The sequence below is a fragment of the Rhizobium laguerreae genome (assembly GCF_002008165.1).
Taxonomy (GTDB): Bacteria; Pseudomonadota; Alphaproteobacteria; order Rhizobiales; family Rhizobiaceae; genus Rhizobium; species Rhizobium laguerreae.
Genome location: NZ_MRDM01000002.1, coordinates 474,172 through 486,420, shown reverse-complemented (window position 1 = coordinate 486,420; position 12,249 = coordinate 474,172). Strand labels below are relative to the sequence as shown.

At 61.8% G+C, this 12,249-nt stretch carries 13 protein-coding genes; 10 read left to right on the top strand and 3 right to left on the bottom strand.

Features of this window, described 5'->3' with window-relative positions; genetic code table 11:
* Positions 1-183: 183 nt before the first annotated feature.
* The 3 genes from pgsA to BS630_RS02655 all read left to right on the top strand — a co-directional run bounded on the left by pgsA (position 184) and on the right by BS630_RS02655 (position 1,748).
* Entirely contained in the window at positions 184-774 is a 591-nt protein-coding gene (gene pgsA / locus BS630_RS02670) for a CDP-diacylglycerol--glycerol-3-phosphate 3-phosphatidyltransferase (protein WP_003547103.1), read from the top strand.
* Positions 771-1,025, top strand: a complete 255-nt coding sequence (moaD, locus tag BS630_RS02665; RefSeq protein ID WP_017959832.1) for a molybdopterin converting factor subunit 1 — start codon at positions 771-773, stop codon at positions 1,023-1,025. The genes pgsA and moaD overlap by 4 nt, the downstream gene beginning before the upstream one ends.
* 261 nt (positions 1,026-1,286) lie before the next feature.
* Positions 1,287-1,748: a molybdenum cofactor biosynthesis protein MoaE gene (locus BS630_RS02655; protein ID WP_077976164.1), complete on the top strand. Its 462-nt coding sequence runs from the start codon at positions 1,287-1,289 to the stop codon at positions 1,746-1,748.
* Between the two features lies 1 nt (position 1,749).
* Here the strand turns inward: BS630_RS02655 and BS630_RS02650 are convergent, their stop codons facing one another.
* Complete coding sequence (locus BS630_RS02650) at positions 1,750-2,646, bottom strand: branched-chain amino acid ABC transporter permease (RefSeq protein WP_077976163.1); 897 nt, start codon at positions 2,644-2,646, stop codon at positions 1,750-1,752.
* Positions 2,647-2,711: 65 nt separating this feature from the next.
* Here BS630_RS02650 and BS630_RS02645 point away from each other — a divergent pair, with 65 nt between their 5' ends.
* Both BS630_RS02645 and BS630_RS02640 read left to right on the top strand, forming a co-directional pair.
* Positions 2,712-3,257, top strand: a complete 546-nt coding sequence (locus BS630_RS02645) for a CGNR zinc finger domain-containing protein (RefSeq protein WP_077976162.1) — start codon at positions 2,712-2,714, stop codon at positions 3,255-3,257.
* Positions 3,254-3,757, top strand: a complete 504-nt coding sequence (locus BS630_RS02640) for a hypothetical protein (protein ID WP_077976161.1) — start codon at positions 3,254-3,256, stop codon at positions 3,755-3,757. Before BS630_RS02645 ends, BS630_RS02640 begins: the two co-directional genes overlap by 4 nt.
* An 84-nt stretch (positions 3,758-3,841) precedes the next feature.
* Here the strand turns inward: BS630_RS02640 and ndk are convergent, their stop codons facing one another.
* Both ndk and BS630_RS02630 read right to left on the bottom strand, forming a co-directional pair.
* A complete protein-coding gene (ndk, locus tag BS630_RS02635; protein ID WP_003547097.1) occupies positions 3,842-4,264 on the bottom strand; it encodes a nucleoside-diphosphate kinase in 423 nt (140 codons plus the stop codon).
* A gap of 81 nt (positions 4,265-4,345) precedes the next feature.
* Complete coding sequence (locus BS630_RS02630; RefSeq protein WP_077976160.1) at positions 4,346-5,035, bottom strand: glutathione S-transferase family protein; 690 nt, start codon at positions 5,033-5,035, stop codon at positions 4,346-4,348.
* Between the two features lie 157 nt (positions 5,036-5,192).
* Between BS630_RS02630 and BS630_RS02625 the strand changes: the two genes are divergently transcribed.
* The 5 genes from BS630_RS02625 (at position 5,193) to BS630_RS02605 (ending at position 12,231) form a co-directional block, all read left to right on the top strand.
* Positions 5,193-5,684 (top strand): DinB family protein, encoded by a 492-nt coding sequence (locus tag BS630_RS02625; protein WP_077976159.1) that lies wholly within the window; start codon positions 5,193-5,195, stop codon positions 5,682-5,684.
* A 197-nt stretch (positions 5,685-5,881) separates the two neighbouring features.
* Positions 5,882-6,931 (top strand): GGDEF domain-containing protein, encoded by a 1,050-nt coding sequence (locus tag BS630_RS02620; protein ID WP_077976158.1) that lies wholly within the window; start codon positions 5,882-5,884, stop codon positions 6,929-6,931.
* Between the two features lie 155 nt (positions 6,932-7,086).
* Positions 7,087-8,970, top strand: coding sequence for an ABC-F family ATP-binding cassette domain-containing protein (locus BS630_RS02615; protein WP_077976157.1), 1,884 nt, complete (start codon positions 7,087-7,089; stop codon positions 8,968-8,970).
* Positions 8,971-9,154: 184 nt separating this feature from the next.
* Entirely contained in the window at positions 9,155-11,197 is a 2,043-nt protein-coding gene (locus BS630_RS02610; RefSeq protein WP_077976156.1) for a prolyl oligopeptidase family serine peptidase, read from the top strand.
* A gap of 107 nt (positions 11,198-11,304) precedes the next feature.
* Entirely contained in the window at positions 11,305-12,231 is a 927-nt protein-coding gene (locus tag BS630_RS02605; RefSeq protein WP_077976155.1) for a Gfo/Idh/MocA family protein, read from the top strand.
* Positions 12,232-12,249 lie beyond the last annotated feature (18 nt).

Below are 12,249 nucleotides of genomic sequence, written 5' to 3'. Positions count from 1 at the left end.
GTCGCAAATTCCACGCAAAGGCGGTGAAAAGACAGAAAGAATGTTGACGGTCCGCGGCCAAAGCCGTCATCTACCGCATCGGCCCGAGCATGATGCGGAGGTTCTAAAGTGTTACAGCGTCCTTGGCTCGTCTGAAAAGGCGCGCGGCGCTGTAGCGGTGCATCAATTCAGAGAAACGATCCCATGGCATCGCGTGCGTACAGCATTCCCAATCTTCTGACCTACGGCCGTATCCTCGCCGTACCGCTGATCGTTCTCTGCTTCTTCATCGAGGGCAGGCTGTCGATCAGCAATACGGCGCGTTGGGTGGCGCTGTGGATCTTCGTCATCGCCTCGCTCACCGATTTCCTCGACGGCTATCTCGCGCGCATCTGGAACCAGACGTCGAATATCGGCCGCATGCTCGATCCGATCGCCGACAAGCTGCTGGTCGCCTCGATCCTTCTCCTGGTCGCGGCCGACCAGACGATCGCCGGCTGGTCGATCTGGGCAGCGATCACCATTCTCTGCCGCGAGATCCTGGTGTCGGGACTGCGCGAATATCTGGCGGCGCTAAAGGTCAGCGTCCCGGTGACGCGGATCGCCAAGTGGAAGACGACGCTGCAGCTCGTCGCCATCGCCTTCCTGCTCGCCGGCCCGGCCGGCGACGAGATTTTCCCCTATACGACGCAGACCGGCATCGCGCTGCTGTGGATCGCGGCGCTGCTGACGATCTATACCGGCTACGACTATTTCCGCGCCGGGGTGAAACATATCGTGGATGACGAAGAATGACGCGACTTGTCTATTTCGCCTGGGTGCGCGAGCGCATCGGCAAGGGCGAGGAGGAGATCGACCTCCCCTCCTCCGTCGTCACCGTCGCCGATCTCTTGAATCATTTGAAGACGCTGGGCGAAGAATATGAGACCGCACTTCAATATCCCGACGTGATCCGCGTGGCGCTCGACATGGAGCATGTCGAGCATGACGAACCGATATCAGGCGCACGGGAAATCGGGATATTTCCGCCGATGACGGGTGGATAGGGCGGTGACCGTGATGCCGTGTCGCTACCCCCCTCTGCCCTGCCGGGCATCTCCCCCACAAGGAGGGAGATTGGCTGGGCGCACCGGCTTCCCCAAACAATCGGCGTTTCAGCCCGGCAAAACTGTAGATGGGCACGATGGTCAAGCCACGTGTAATCTCCCTCCTTGTGGGGGAGATGCCCGGCAGGGCAGAGGGGGGTTGGCACGGCACGCCCTCTCCATAGCCTCCGCTACGACATCAAAGCAGTTGGGGATGTTATCATGACCATCACCCCCACCATCCGCGTCCAGCATGAGGACTTCGACCTGCAAGCCGAGGTCGATCGCCTCTCCAAGGGCAAAGCCGGCATCGGCGCCGTCGTCACTTTTTCCGGCCTCTGCCGTGATGAAGGCGGGACACTGGCCGCCCTCGAACTCGAGCATTATCCCGGCATGGCGGAGGCGGAGATGCGGCGCATCGGCGATCTTGCCATCGGGCGTTTCGGGTTGCTCGGGCTGACCGCCATCCACCGCTACGGGAAGATCGCTGCCGGCGAGAATATCGTGCTCGTCGTCGCAGCCGCGCCGCACCGGCAGGCGGCGTTCGACGGCGCCAATTTCGTCATGGATTTCCTGAAGACTGCAGCCCCCTTCTGGAAGAAGGAGCACGCTGGAGATGGCACCACCGGCGAGTGGGTCTCGGCGAAAGACGCCGACGACGCGGCGCGTGACAAGTGGAAGTAAATTAGAGAACCACGCGCTCCCTGCGGCTCATCACCAGGAGCAGGACGAGCAGCGAGAAAACGACCAGATCCCGCCAGACGAAGGGGCCGTAGGCGCCCCACATGGTTTCGACAACGGCAAGCCCGGCAGCGCCGCCTGCCGAGCGCAGCGGATCGGAATGGCCGCCGACGGCTGCGATCAGCAGCACCTTCAACCCGAACATAAGGCCGGCGCCGAAATCCATCGAGCCGTAGTAGAAAGTCGCGAGGATGCCGCAGATGGTGGCGACGAGGGCTGCGGCCCCATAGGCGACAAGAAAGACGCGGTTGGCGCTGGTGCCGCAGAGTTCGGCGGCCAGCGGATCATCGGTGACGGCGCGCCAGACGCGGCCCCAGGCCGTGCGCCTGAGGATCAGCGCACCCACGACGACGATGGCGCACATCAGTGCGGTGTCGATCAACTGGATATGGGTGAGCGTCACCTTGAACGGGCCGTCGCTCCAGAAGACGACCGTGTCGTTCAGGAACGGCGGCAGCCAGATGGCGCGGGTATTGGCGGCAAGCCGGGCGGTCTCCATGAGGACGATCATGATGCCGAGGGCAGCGACGATGACCGTATTCGGCGACTTGCTGACCAGCGGCAGCATGATCGAGCGACCGATCCATAGGCCCGCCGCCAGCGAATAGACGATGGAAGCGCCGGCGCCGACGGCAAGGGCGGCCGGCAGCACCAGCCAGAAGCGGTTGAAGGCGAGTTCGGTGAAGAGCAGCAGGATCTGGCTCGCGAAGGCAAAGATCGCCCCATAGGTGATATCGGTCCGCTTCGTCACGCCGAAGGCGACGGCATAACCGAAGGCGAGCGCGGCATAGAGGGCGGCAAGCGGAACCGCATTCGCCAGCTGCTGCAGAAGATAAGCCATTCCGGACACTCCGCGTCAGCAAAATTATAACTGGTAAAACCTATTTCACCAGTTATAATTTCATCATGAGTTTTTCCTGGACCCCTCACCGCTTTACCGGCGGCGCACTGGCGCTCGATGTCGTCAACAGCGTCGTTCTGCGCCACGATGCATCGCGGCGGATCGACCGCTTCGCGGTCAGGGACCAGATGCGGAGCTTTCCGCGCGCCGCCGCCGAATTCTGCGCCGAGCGCGCCCTCTTCGGCGACATCGCGCCGGTGGCGGCGGAAAACGAGGCGGATTTCATCGCGCTGCGGGAAGCGATCGACCTCTATTTCCGCGAGCGTATACTTGATGGAGGCGACGACCAACTGCTCGCTAGCCTGCTGGAGGCACTGGCGAAGGCGTTGCGCGACACGAGGCCCGACAGCTTGGTTGCGGCGACCGCCCATTCGGCGCTGCGGCTGATCGCCATGCCCGATCCGGAGCGCATGAAGATCTGCGGCAATTGCGGCTGGCTGTTCATCGACCGCAGCAAGAACAGGAGCCGGGCCTGGTGCGACATGGCGGTCTGCGGCAACCGCGCCAAGGCGAACCGTCACTATCGCCGCAAGAAGGAGGAGACGCCATGAGACAGCATTGGATCGTGATGGCGGCGGTGGCCGGGCTGATGCTGTCAGCCTGCCAGCGCCAGGCTGAAAATCTGGTCGAGGTCACGGGCCATCTCTTCGTGTTCAACTATCGGGTGGCGAGCGCCACCTATCTGCTGACGTTGAAGAAGACGGGGCCTATTCCCGACGGTTCGGTCATCATCGCCGAATTCGAAAATCCGCAAGGTGGCGATCCGCTGGTGCTGAACCAGAAGATCTACCCGATCGACGACAAGATCGCGCTGCAGAGCGAAAACCTGCATTGCGTGCGCAAGGACCGTCCCTATTCGGTCAGCGTCCGGCTGGTCGACAAGGACGGCAAGGTGCTGCAGGAATTGAAGACGCAGTTCCGGTCCGACCTCGACCAGACCGTCCTGCCGAGCAAGCCGCTCGTGGTAGGTGCGTTTTATGACAAGAACCCGGAGGTCTTCAAGCCTGACGGCAGCGTCGATTTCTCGAATACGGACAAATGTCCGGCATAGAGAAATGCATGGAAAAAGCCGGAGCGAGGCCCCGGCTTTCGAGAGTCAATTCAAGGCATTGCCGGCGAATGCCGAAGCGTGGCCTCAGCCGACGATTTCGGTATCGGAGAACCAGTACTTGATTTCCTGGGCAGCCGTCTCCGGAGCGTCCGAGCCGTGAACCGAATTTTCGCCGATCGACAGAGCGTGAACCTTGCGGATCGTGCCTTCGTCAGCGTTTGCCGGGTTGGTCGCGCCCATGATCTCGCGGTTCTTGAGGATCGCGCCTTCGCCTTCCAGCACCTGGACGATGGTCGGGCCGGAGGTCATGCCTTCGACCAGTTCGCCGAAGAAGGGACGGTCCTTGTGAACGGCGTAGAAGCCTTCGGCTTCGCGACGGCTCATCCAGACGCGCTTGGAAGCGACGACACGCAGGCCGGCATCTTCGAGCATCTTGGTGATGGCGCCCGTCAGGTTGCGCTTGGTTGCATCAGGCTTGATCATCGAGAAGGTGCGTTCAATCGCCATAGTCAAATCCTCTGTTTTCTCGGGAAAAGTGGGCGGTCTTTACCCGCCCCAACGCCCGAAAACAAGAGGTAGGCGGCAATTTCACGCCGCTGTCACAGTCCTGCCGCGGCATTGGTGAAGATCGAGGCAGCGTTCGAACCAGGCCATGACGGGATCGTCGGCAGCTAGCATGGCGAGACCGGCGGACACACGCAGCCATTGCAGCGCGCCGAAGACGATATAGTCGGCAAAGAGCGGTGCCTGCCCGCCGATGAAGGGCTGGAACTTCAGCATGTGCCGGAGCGGCTCCAGCTTGGCGCCGAAGGTGGCTTTCTCCGTCTCGCTGTCGGCGGCAACCACTTCCAACGGCTTGCCAAGCCGAGCCTCCCGGCTTTCGCGGAAATAGGCCTTGTCTGCCTCATCGAGGTTCGCATGGATGTCGAGAAGGGCGATGCGCATGATCGCTGGATGGATGATCATCTGCGAATAACCTTCCACCATGCGCGACAGCGCCTTGCCGCCCTCGCCGTTGAACAGTGACGGCCGCTCGGGATAGGCCTCCTCCAGATAGAGGGCGATGTCGAAACTGTCGGAGACCAGCCGGCCATTGTCGTCGAGAACGGGCACGATCGACGAGACACCGCCGCCGATCGCGCGGATGCGGGCATAAGTCGTCGGAATCTCCTCGAAATCGAGCCCCTTATGCGCGAGCGCCATGACAGCCTTCCAGCAATGGGGCGAAAAGAAGCGCCGCTCGTCGGCGCCGCAGAGGGAATAGAGGGCTCTGGTCATAACAGTCCTTTCGAGATCGCAGCTCCATGCATTCGACGACAGAAAGCGCCTGCGATCAAATCAGGAAATTTCATGGGCGCATCACTGCGATTTCCGGGAAAAGGGGCTAAACTGCCGCGACCAATCCGGGAGGGACAGAACGCTCAGACATTACAGGATGTTCGCCGCCTATAATCGCTGGGCCAACACGCAAGTCTATGCGGCTGCCGCCGAACTCAGCGATGCAGAATTCCGCAGCGACTGCGGCGCCTTCTTCGGCTCGCTGCATCGCACGCTCAATCATCTGATCGTCGCCGACCGAATATGGATGAAGCGCTTCACCGGCGCCGGCGAAGCACCGACGACACTCGATGCCGTGCTCTTCGAAGATCTGGATGCGCTTGCCGCCGCACGCAAAGCAGAGGACGAGCGGATCATTGCCTGGACAGGCATGCTGGACGAGGCGGCGCTTGCCGCCAACTTCACCTATGTAACAGTGGTACAGCCGGTCGAGATCACCCAGCCTCTGTCGGCAGCGCTGGCGCATTTCTTCAACCACCAGACCCATCATCGCGGCCAGTGCCACATGACGCTGACGGCGCTCGGCAAGCCGAGCCTCGTGCTTGATCTCATCTACTTCCTGCGCAGCGAGGGCCACGAATGGATGTGAGGCCCGATCCAAATTGAAAAGTTGGAACATGATGTCATCCGAAAACCGCTCACACTTTTCCGGCCATCAACACTGAATTAACCGCCTTTGCCGGTTCCACCCGCCAATCCCGGGATTCCCGTTGAAAATTCAGCCTCTTTTAAAAGCTTGCGGGCATAGCGGATGTGAGAGATGAGGCCGGGCCGCGAGGGATTGTCATGCAGAATGCAAGCGCAAACGCATTGGTGCCGCGCGAGGCTGCGCGCTCCGCACCGATGGCGGATATTCAGAAGATCGCCCAGCACATGGCGCGCCTGAACGTCCCGGCACTGCCGCGCAATTACGAACTCTTTCACGAGGCGATCGTCGGGCTCAATGCCGGCCTTGCGCAGGATATCGCAGCACTCGGGTCCCAGCCGCAGCAGCCAATGCTCGACGAACTCGGCCTGAAATACCGCCTCGTCGGCCATTGCGGGCTGGCGGGCGAGACATCACGCAACGAGGCGAGCCGGATGCTGCGCGACGTGGCGGAAAGGCTTGCCGAAGGGCTGAAGCACAAGAATGCCTTTGCGCGCGCCTGCGGCACGATCCTGAAATCCGTCTCCGGACAGGACGACCAGAGCCTTGCCGCCTTTCTCAGCGAGATCGACTACCTCACTGCGTCGCTTTCGACCGTTCTTGCAGCGGAGATGGAAATCGGCGCGAAGCTGCAGGACGATATCAAGACGCTGGAAACGCTGGAGCGCGGCATTTCGGCGATGCAATCGGCCGCGATCGCCGACAGGATCACCGGACTTCCGAACCGCATCGCGCTGAACCGGACGATCGCCGATCTCTACAAGCGCGAGGAAGGTGCCGCCGGCAGCGCGCTGATCATGGTCGATATCGACAATTTCACCGAACTCAACGACAAATACGGCACCCAAGCCGGCAACAAGCTCCTGAAGAAGCTCGCCGGCCTGTTCAGCAAGTCGGTCAAGAAAAACGATTTCGTCGCCCGCACAGAGGCTGACGAATTCGCCCTGTTGTTTTCCAACGTCGGCATGCAGGATGCGATGACGATTGCCGAACGCCTGCGCGCCTCCGTCGAAGACAATCTGGTCTTTGCGACATCCGACAAGGCCGATCCCGGCAGGCTCACCATCTCGATCGGCGTAGCGCTCAGCACCGATGCGGCAACGCCGGGACAGTTGCAGGCCAATGCCCGGGTGGCACTTCTCGCCGCGCAATCGAACCCCCGACAGCCGGTGCAGGCTTTCGGCCGCTGAGGCGGCGGACAATTGTTCTGGTCGCGAGACAAGCAAGCTTGGGGCGGACAAGCGAGCTTGCCGCGGGGATAAGCAAGCTTGTCAGCGCACAAGCAAGCTTGGCGCGGGGATAAGCGCTCTTGCCTTAGCGAGCGCTTTCGGCCAAAACGCCGGCCATGATCACGCTCACTGACATTTCCGCCCGCATCGCCGGGCGCCTGCTTCTCGACAATGCCAGCGTTTCGCTGCCTTCAGGCACGAAGGCTGGGCTCGTCGGGCGCAACGGCGCCGGCAAGTCCACGCTCTTTCGCGTCATCACCGGCGATCTCGGCTCGGAGAGCGGAACGGTGTCGATCCCGAAGGCCGCACGCATCGGCCAGGTGGCGCAGGAAGCGCCGGCGACCGAGGACGCGCTGATCGAGATCGTGCTTGCCGCGGACAAAGAACGCACCGCCCTCGTTGCCGAGGCAGAAACGGCAACCGATCCGCATCGCATCGCCGAAATCCAGATGCGTCTTGTCGATATCGACGCGCATTCGGCCGAAGCGCGTGCGGCGAGCATTCTTGCCGGCCTCGGCTTCGACAAGGACGCGCAGGCCCGCCCCGCCTCCTCCTTTTCCGGCGGCTGGCGCATGCGCGTCGCCCTTGCCGCCGTGCTGTTTTCCGAGCCTGACCTGCTCCTGCTCGACGAGCCGACCAACTATCTCGACCTCGAAGGCACGCTGTGGCTTGAAGATTATGTCAGGCGCTATCCGCATACCGTCATCATCATCAGCCACGATCGCGACCTGTTGAACAACGCGGTCAATGCAATCGTCCACCTCGACCAGAAGAAGCTCACCTTTTATCGCGGCGGATACGACCAGTTCGAGCGGCAGAAAGCGGAAGCTGACGAGTTGCAGACCAAGGCCAAGGCCAAGAACGACGCGGCGCGCAAACATCTGCAGGGCTTCATCGATCGCTTCAAGGCCAAGGCTTCCAAGGCTCGTCAGGCACAATCGCGCGTCAAGGCGCTGGAGCGTATGGGAACGGTTGCCGCGGTGATCGAGGACCACGTTCAGCCGATCACTTTTCCCGAGCCGGAAAAGCAGCCGGCTTCGCCAATCGTCGCGATCCAGAGCGGCGCCGTCGGCTACGAGCCCGGCAATCCGATCCTGAAAAACCTCAATCTGCGCATCGACAATGACGACCGCATCGCCCTGCTCGGCTCGAACGGCAACGGCAAATCGACCTTCGCCAAATTCATCTCCGGCCGGCTGGCGCCGGAGAGCGGTGAAGTGAAGATCGCGCCGAGCCTGAAGATCGGCTTCTTCGCGCAGCACCAGCTCGACGACCTGATCCCCGAGCAATCGGCGGTGGAGCATGTGCGCCGGCTGATGCCCGGCGCGCCGGAAGCCAAGGTGCGCGCCCGCGTCGCCCAGATGGGGCTTGCGACCGAGAAGATGGCGACGGCCGCCAAGGATCTTTCCGGCGGCGAAAAAGCTCGATTGCTGATGGGGCTTGCCGCCTTCAATGCGCCCAATTTGCTGATCCTCGACGAGCCGACCAACCACCTCGACATCGACAGCCGCCGCGCGCTGATCGAGGCGCTGAACGACTATGAAGGCGCCGTCATCCTGATCTCGCATGATCGCCATCTGATCGAGGCGACGGTCGACCGGCTCTGGCTGGTCAATGGCGGCACGGTGACGAGTTTCGAAGGCGATATGGACGAGTACCGCGACCTCATTGTCACTTCAGGTAAAAAAAAAGAAGAAAAGCCTCAGCTAGTTGAAGACGCGACGTCGAAGGCCGACCAGCGCAAGCTCAATGCCGAGCGTCGCGCCTCGCTGACGCCACTCAAGAAAAAGATCAACGAAATCGAATCCTTGACGGCGAAGCTGGAGAAACAGATTCAGGCGCTTGACGCGGAACTTGCGGATCCGGCCCTTTACGAGAAGACGCCCGCTAAAGCCGCCGAGAAGGCAAAGCAGCGCGGCGAAGCCGCGGCAAAACTGGCTGCCGCCGAGGAAGACTGGCTGATGCTGTCGGCCGAATACGAAGAAGCGATGGCGGGATAGCCACAGGGTGACGCTGAAATTCAAGAAGACCGAGGTGCCCGACACCGTCGTCGCCTCGGCCGAATTCGTGACGATCCGCTAGCGCATCAGCGCGTCTGAAGAGACGCGGCGCTATAAGGCGGGTTGCCAAGTCGGGACCGTCTGCCTAGATCTGTCCGACGTCAACGGAAGCCGGCAGGTTAGAATGAACCTTCATCTCGAAACGGACGACGATCCACGCACCCGTCAGTTCATCGACGAGCACAACCGGGCTTCCGGCGCGGCACTGAGAACACCTGAATTCGACAGGGATCGCGACGCGATCAAAGCGCTGATCGAGCGGCAGGACAGGCTGATCGTTCCGATGCGCCGAGGTGAGTGGCTGTTCGATTTCCGCCAGAGCAAGGACAATCCTCTCGGCATCTGGCTCCGCCTGCCGGCAGATCAGGAGCCGCTGCCGGACGCCGCCTGGGAGCCGGTCTTCGATCTCGACGCCTTCTGCGTCAGGGAAGGCAAGCGCTGGAACTGGCGCGGCGCCGTCACCTGCCCATGGGAGCCGACGCGGGTGCTGCTCACGCTTTCGGACGGCGGCTCCGACCTTCTCCGGCTGCTCGAATTCGACGCCGAGCGGAAACAGGTCGTCGAGGGCGGCTTCGATACACCGGCCACACGATCGCATGCCACCTGGCTGAGCCGCGACGAAATCTGCTATTTCGGTTCCATCGACAGATTTTCGGCGACCCGCTCCGGATGGCCGCGCGTCGGACGGCGATTGAAGCGCGGGCAGCGACCGGAAGATGCCGCCGTCATGTTCGAAGCCGCAGACGAGGACGTCTACGGCTTCAATCTCGTCATTGACCCTGACCTATCAGGCGCTTCGGCGGATCGCGGATTGATCGATATTTTCGTCGCCGCCCACGAGATCGGCGTCGCCAGCGCTTTCCTGATCGCCAACGACGGCACACAGCGGCGCATCGATCTGCCTAAGGAAGCCGATTTCCAGTTCAATCATGATCATTGCCTTTGGCGGGCAAAGACCGATGAACGCGTTGCGACCGGCAGCCTCGTGCTGCAACGCTTCGACCCCGCCTCGGAGACGGCCCTGCTCGGGCCGGAGCGGATCCTGTTTCAGCCTGGAGAGGGCCAGTCCATCGCGCAGATGATGCTGATGCAGGAGTGGTGCGTCTTCATCATCTCCGATCGGCTGCGACCGCGTCTCATGGTGCTGGACCTGACAAGGCCCGATGCCGAACAGCGCGAGATCGCACTGCCGGCGGATATGCAAACGGCTCACTTCAGGCCACTCCATGCGGATCTGCATCTTGGCGACGATACGCTCCTCGTCATCGGCCAGGGCTTCCTGCAGCCGCCCGTCTGTTACCGTCTCGAGCTGTCGGATCGCAGCAGAGAGGCCGAGCCGGTTTTTGTCGCCGCGGCGCCGAGCTATTTCGATACGACCGATATGTCATCCGAACTGCTGGAGGCTGTTTCGGAGGACGGAACGAGGGTTACCTACCGGTTGGTTCTGCCGAAGCAATGGACCAAGGGCGCGCTGCCGGTGCTGCTTTACGGCTATGGCGGCTTCGATGTCCCGTTGTCGCCAAGCTATTCCGGCGTGACAGGACGCTGGCTGGAACAAGGCGGCGCCTATGTGCAGGCCTATATTCGCGGCGGCGGCGAATTCGGGCCCGACTGGTATCGCAGCGCCAAGCGGCAGGGGCGAGACCGGGCGTTTGCCGATTTCGTCGCCATCGCGCGCGATCTCGTCGGCCGCGGCTATACCGTGCCGTCGCGGATTGCCTGCCAGGGCGGCAGCAATGGCGGTCTGCTGACCGGCGTGATGCTGACGCGCTACCCGCAAGATTTCGGCGCCGTCTGGTGCCAGGTGCCGGTTCTCGACATGACACGCTTCCACCTGTTTACCGCAGGGCAAGCCTGGATGGACGAATATGGCGATCCGGAGACGCCGGTGGACCGGGACTTCATGCTCGGTTATTCGCCGCTTCACAATGTCGGGGCGGCGACCAAGGTCAGCTATCCGCCTATCTACATCGAAAGCTCCGCCAATGACGACCGCGTGCATCCCTCGCATGCGCGCCGCTTTGCCGCGCGGCTGGAGGAAGAAGGACACCGGCCGCTCTTCCATGAATTCGGCTCCGGCGGGCATGGCGGTGACGGTAACTCCGAAGAGCGCGCGGCGCGTGCAGCGATGGGTTACAGCTTCCTTCGCCAAACGATCATGCGATAGAATGCCATAATGCAAAGAATGAAGAGGGAGAGCTTGTCGGCGTTCCTCTTTCTGCTAAAAAAACGAACCCAATAAGTCATACTTTTCATAGGCTGGAACGAAACACCATGTCCCCCATCAACCTCGCCATCGTTGGCGTCGGCAAAATTGTCCGCGACCAGCACCTTCCCTCCGTCGCCAAGAACCCGGATTTCGAACTCGTCGCGACGGCAAGCCGCCACGGCACGGTCGAAGGCGTCAAGAGTTATACGACGATCGAAGCGATGCTCGACGCCGAGCCTTCGATCGATGCCGTTTCGCTCTGCATGCCGCCGCAATATCGCTATGAGGCCGCCTATAAGGCGCTGGTCGCCGGCAAGCACGTCTTCCTGGAAAAGCCGCCCGGCGCGACGCTCAGCGAAGTGGCCGATCTCGAAGCGCTGGCGAACAAGCAGGGTGCGTCGCTCTTTGCTAGCTGGCATTCGCGCTATGCACCGGGCGTCGAAGCTGCCAAGGCGTTTCTTGCCTCGACGACGATCAAAAGCGTGCATGTGATCTGGAAAGAGGATGTCCGCCATTGGCATCCGAACCAGGACTGGATTTGGCAGGCCGGCGGCCTCGGCGTTTTCGATCCCGGCATCAACGCGCTGTCGATCGTCACTCATATCCTGCCTCGGCCGATCTTCATCACCGAGGCCGTGCTTGAATTTCCCGAGAATCGCGATGCGCCGATCGCGGCCGACATTCACTTCCGCAACGCGGACGGCCTGCCGGTTCACGCCGAATTCGACTGGCGCCAGACCGGCAAGCAGAGCTGGGACATCGTCGCGGAGACGGCAGCCGGCCAGATGGTGCTCGCCGAGGGCGGCGCCAAGCTTTTGATCGACGGCGCGCTCAGATTCGCCGAGCCGGAGCAGGAATATCCCTCGCTCTACCGTCGCTTTGCCGAAATCATCAAGGCCGGCAAATCGGATGTCGATCTCGCGCCGCTGCGTCACGTCGCCGATGCCTTCATGCTCGGCAAGCGGAAATTCGTCGACGCCTTCCACGACTGAGCGTCGCAATAACGTCAT

What these genes read in the sequence shown, in the direction of transcription:
- pgsA (WP_003547103.1), top strand. Translation starts at nt 184, where the DNA reads ATGGCATCGCGTGCGTACAGCATTCCCAATCTTCTGACCTACGGCCGT.
- moaD (WP_017959832.1), top strand. Translation starts at nt 771, where the DNA reads ATGACGCGACTTGTCTATTTCGCCTGGGTGCGCGAGCGCATCGGCAAG.
- BS630_RS02655 (WP_077976164.1), top strand. Translation starts at nt 1,287, where the DNA reads ATGACCATCACCCCCACCATCCGCGTCCAGCATGAGGACTTCGACCTG.
- BS630_RS02650 (WP_077976163.1), bottom strand. Translation starts at nt 2,646, where the DNA reads ATGGCTTATCTTCTGCAGCAGCTGGCGAATGCGGTTCCGCTTGCCGCC.
- BS630_RS02645 (WP_077976162.1), top strand. Translation starts at nt 2,712, where the DNA reads ATGAGTTTTTCCTGGACCCCTCACCGCTTTACCGGCGGCGCACTGGCG.
- BS630_RS02640 (WP_077976161.1), top strand. Translation starts at nt 3,254, where the DNA reads ATGAGACAGCATTGGATCGTGATGGCGGCGGTGGCCGGGCTGATGCTG.
- ndk (WP_003547097.1), bottom strand. Translation starts at nt 4,264, where the DNA reads ATGGCGATTGAACGCACCTTCTCGATGATCAAGCCTGATGCAACCAAG.
- BS630_RS02630 (WP_077976160.1), bottom strand. Translation starts at nt 5,035, where the DNA reads ATGACCAGAGCCCTCTATTCCCTCTGCGGCGCCGACGAGCGGCGCTTC.
- BS630_RS02625 (WP_077976159.1), top strand. Translation starts at nt 5,193, where the DNA reads ATGTTCGCCGCCTATAATCGCTGGGCCAACACGCAAGTCTATGCGGCT.
- BS630_RS02620 (WP_077976158.1), top strand. Translation starts at nt 5,882, where the DNA reads ATGCAGAATGCAAGCGCAAACGCATTGGTGCCGCGCGAGGCTGCGCGC.
- BS630_RS02615 (WP_077976157.1), top strand. Translation starts at nt 7,087, where the DNA reads ATGATCACGCTCACTGACATTTCCGCCCGCATCGCCGGGCGCCTGCTT.
- BS630_RS02610 (WP_077976156.1), top strand. Translation starts at nt 9,155, where the DNA reads ATGAACCTTCATCTCGAAACGGACGACGATCCACGCACCCGTCAGTTC.
- BS630_RS02605 (WP_077976155.1), top strand. Translation starts at nt 11,305, where the DNA reads ATGTCCCCCATCAACCTCGCCATCGTTGGCGTCGGCAAAATTGTCCGC.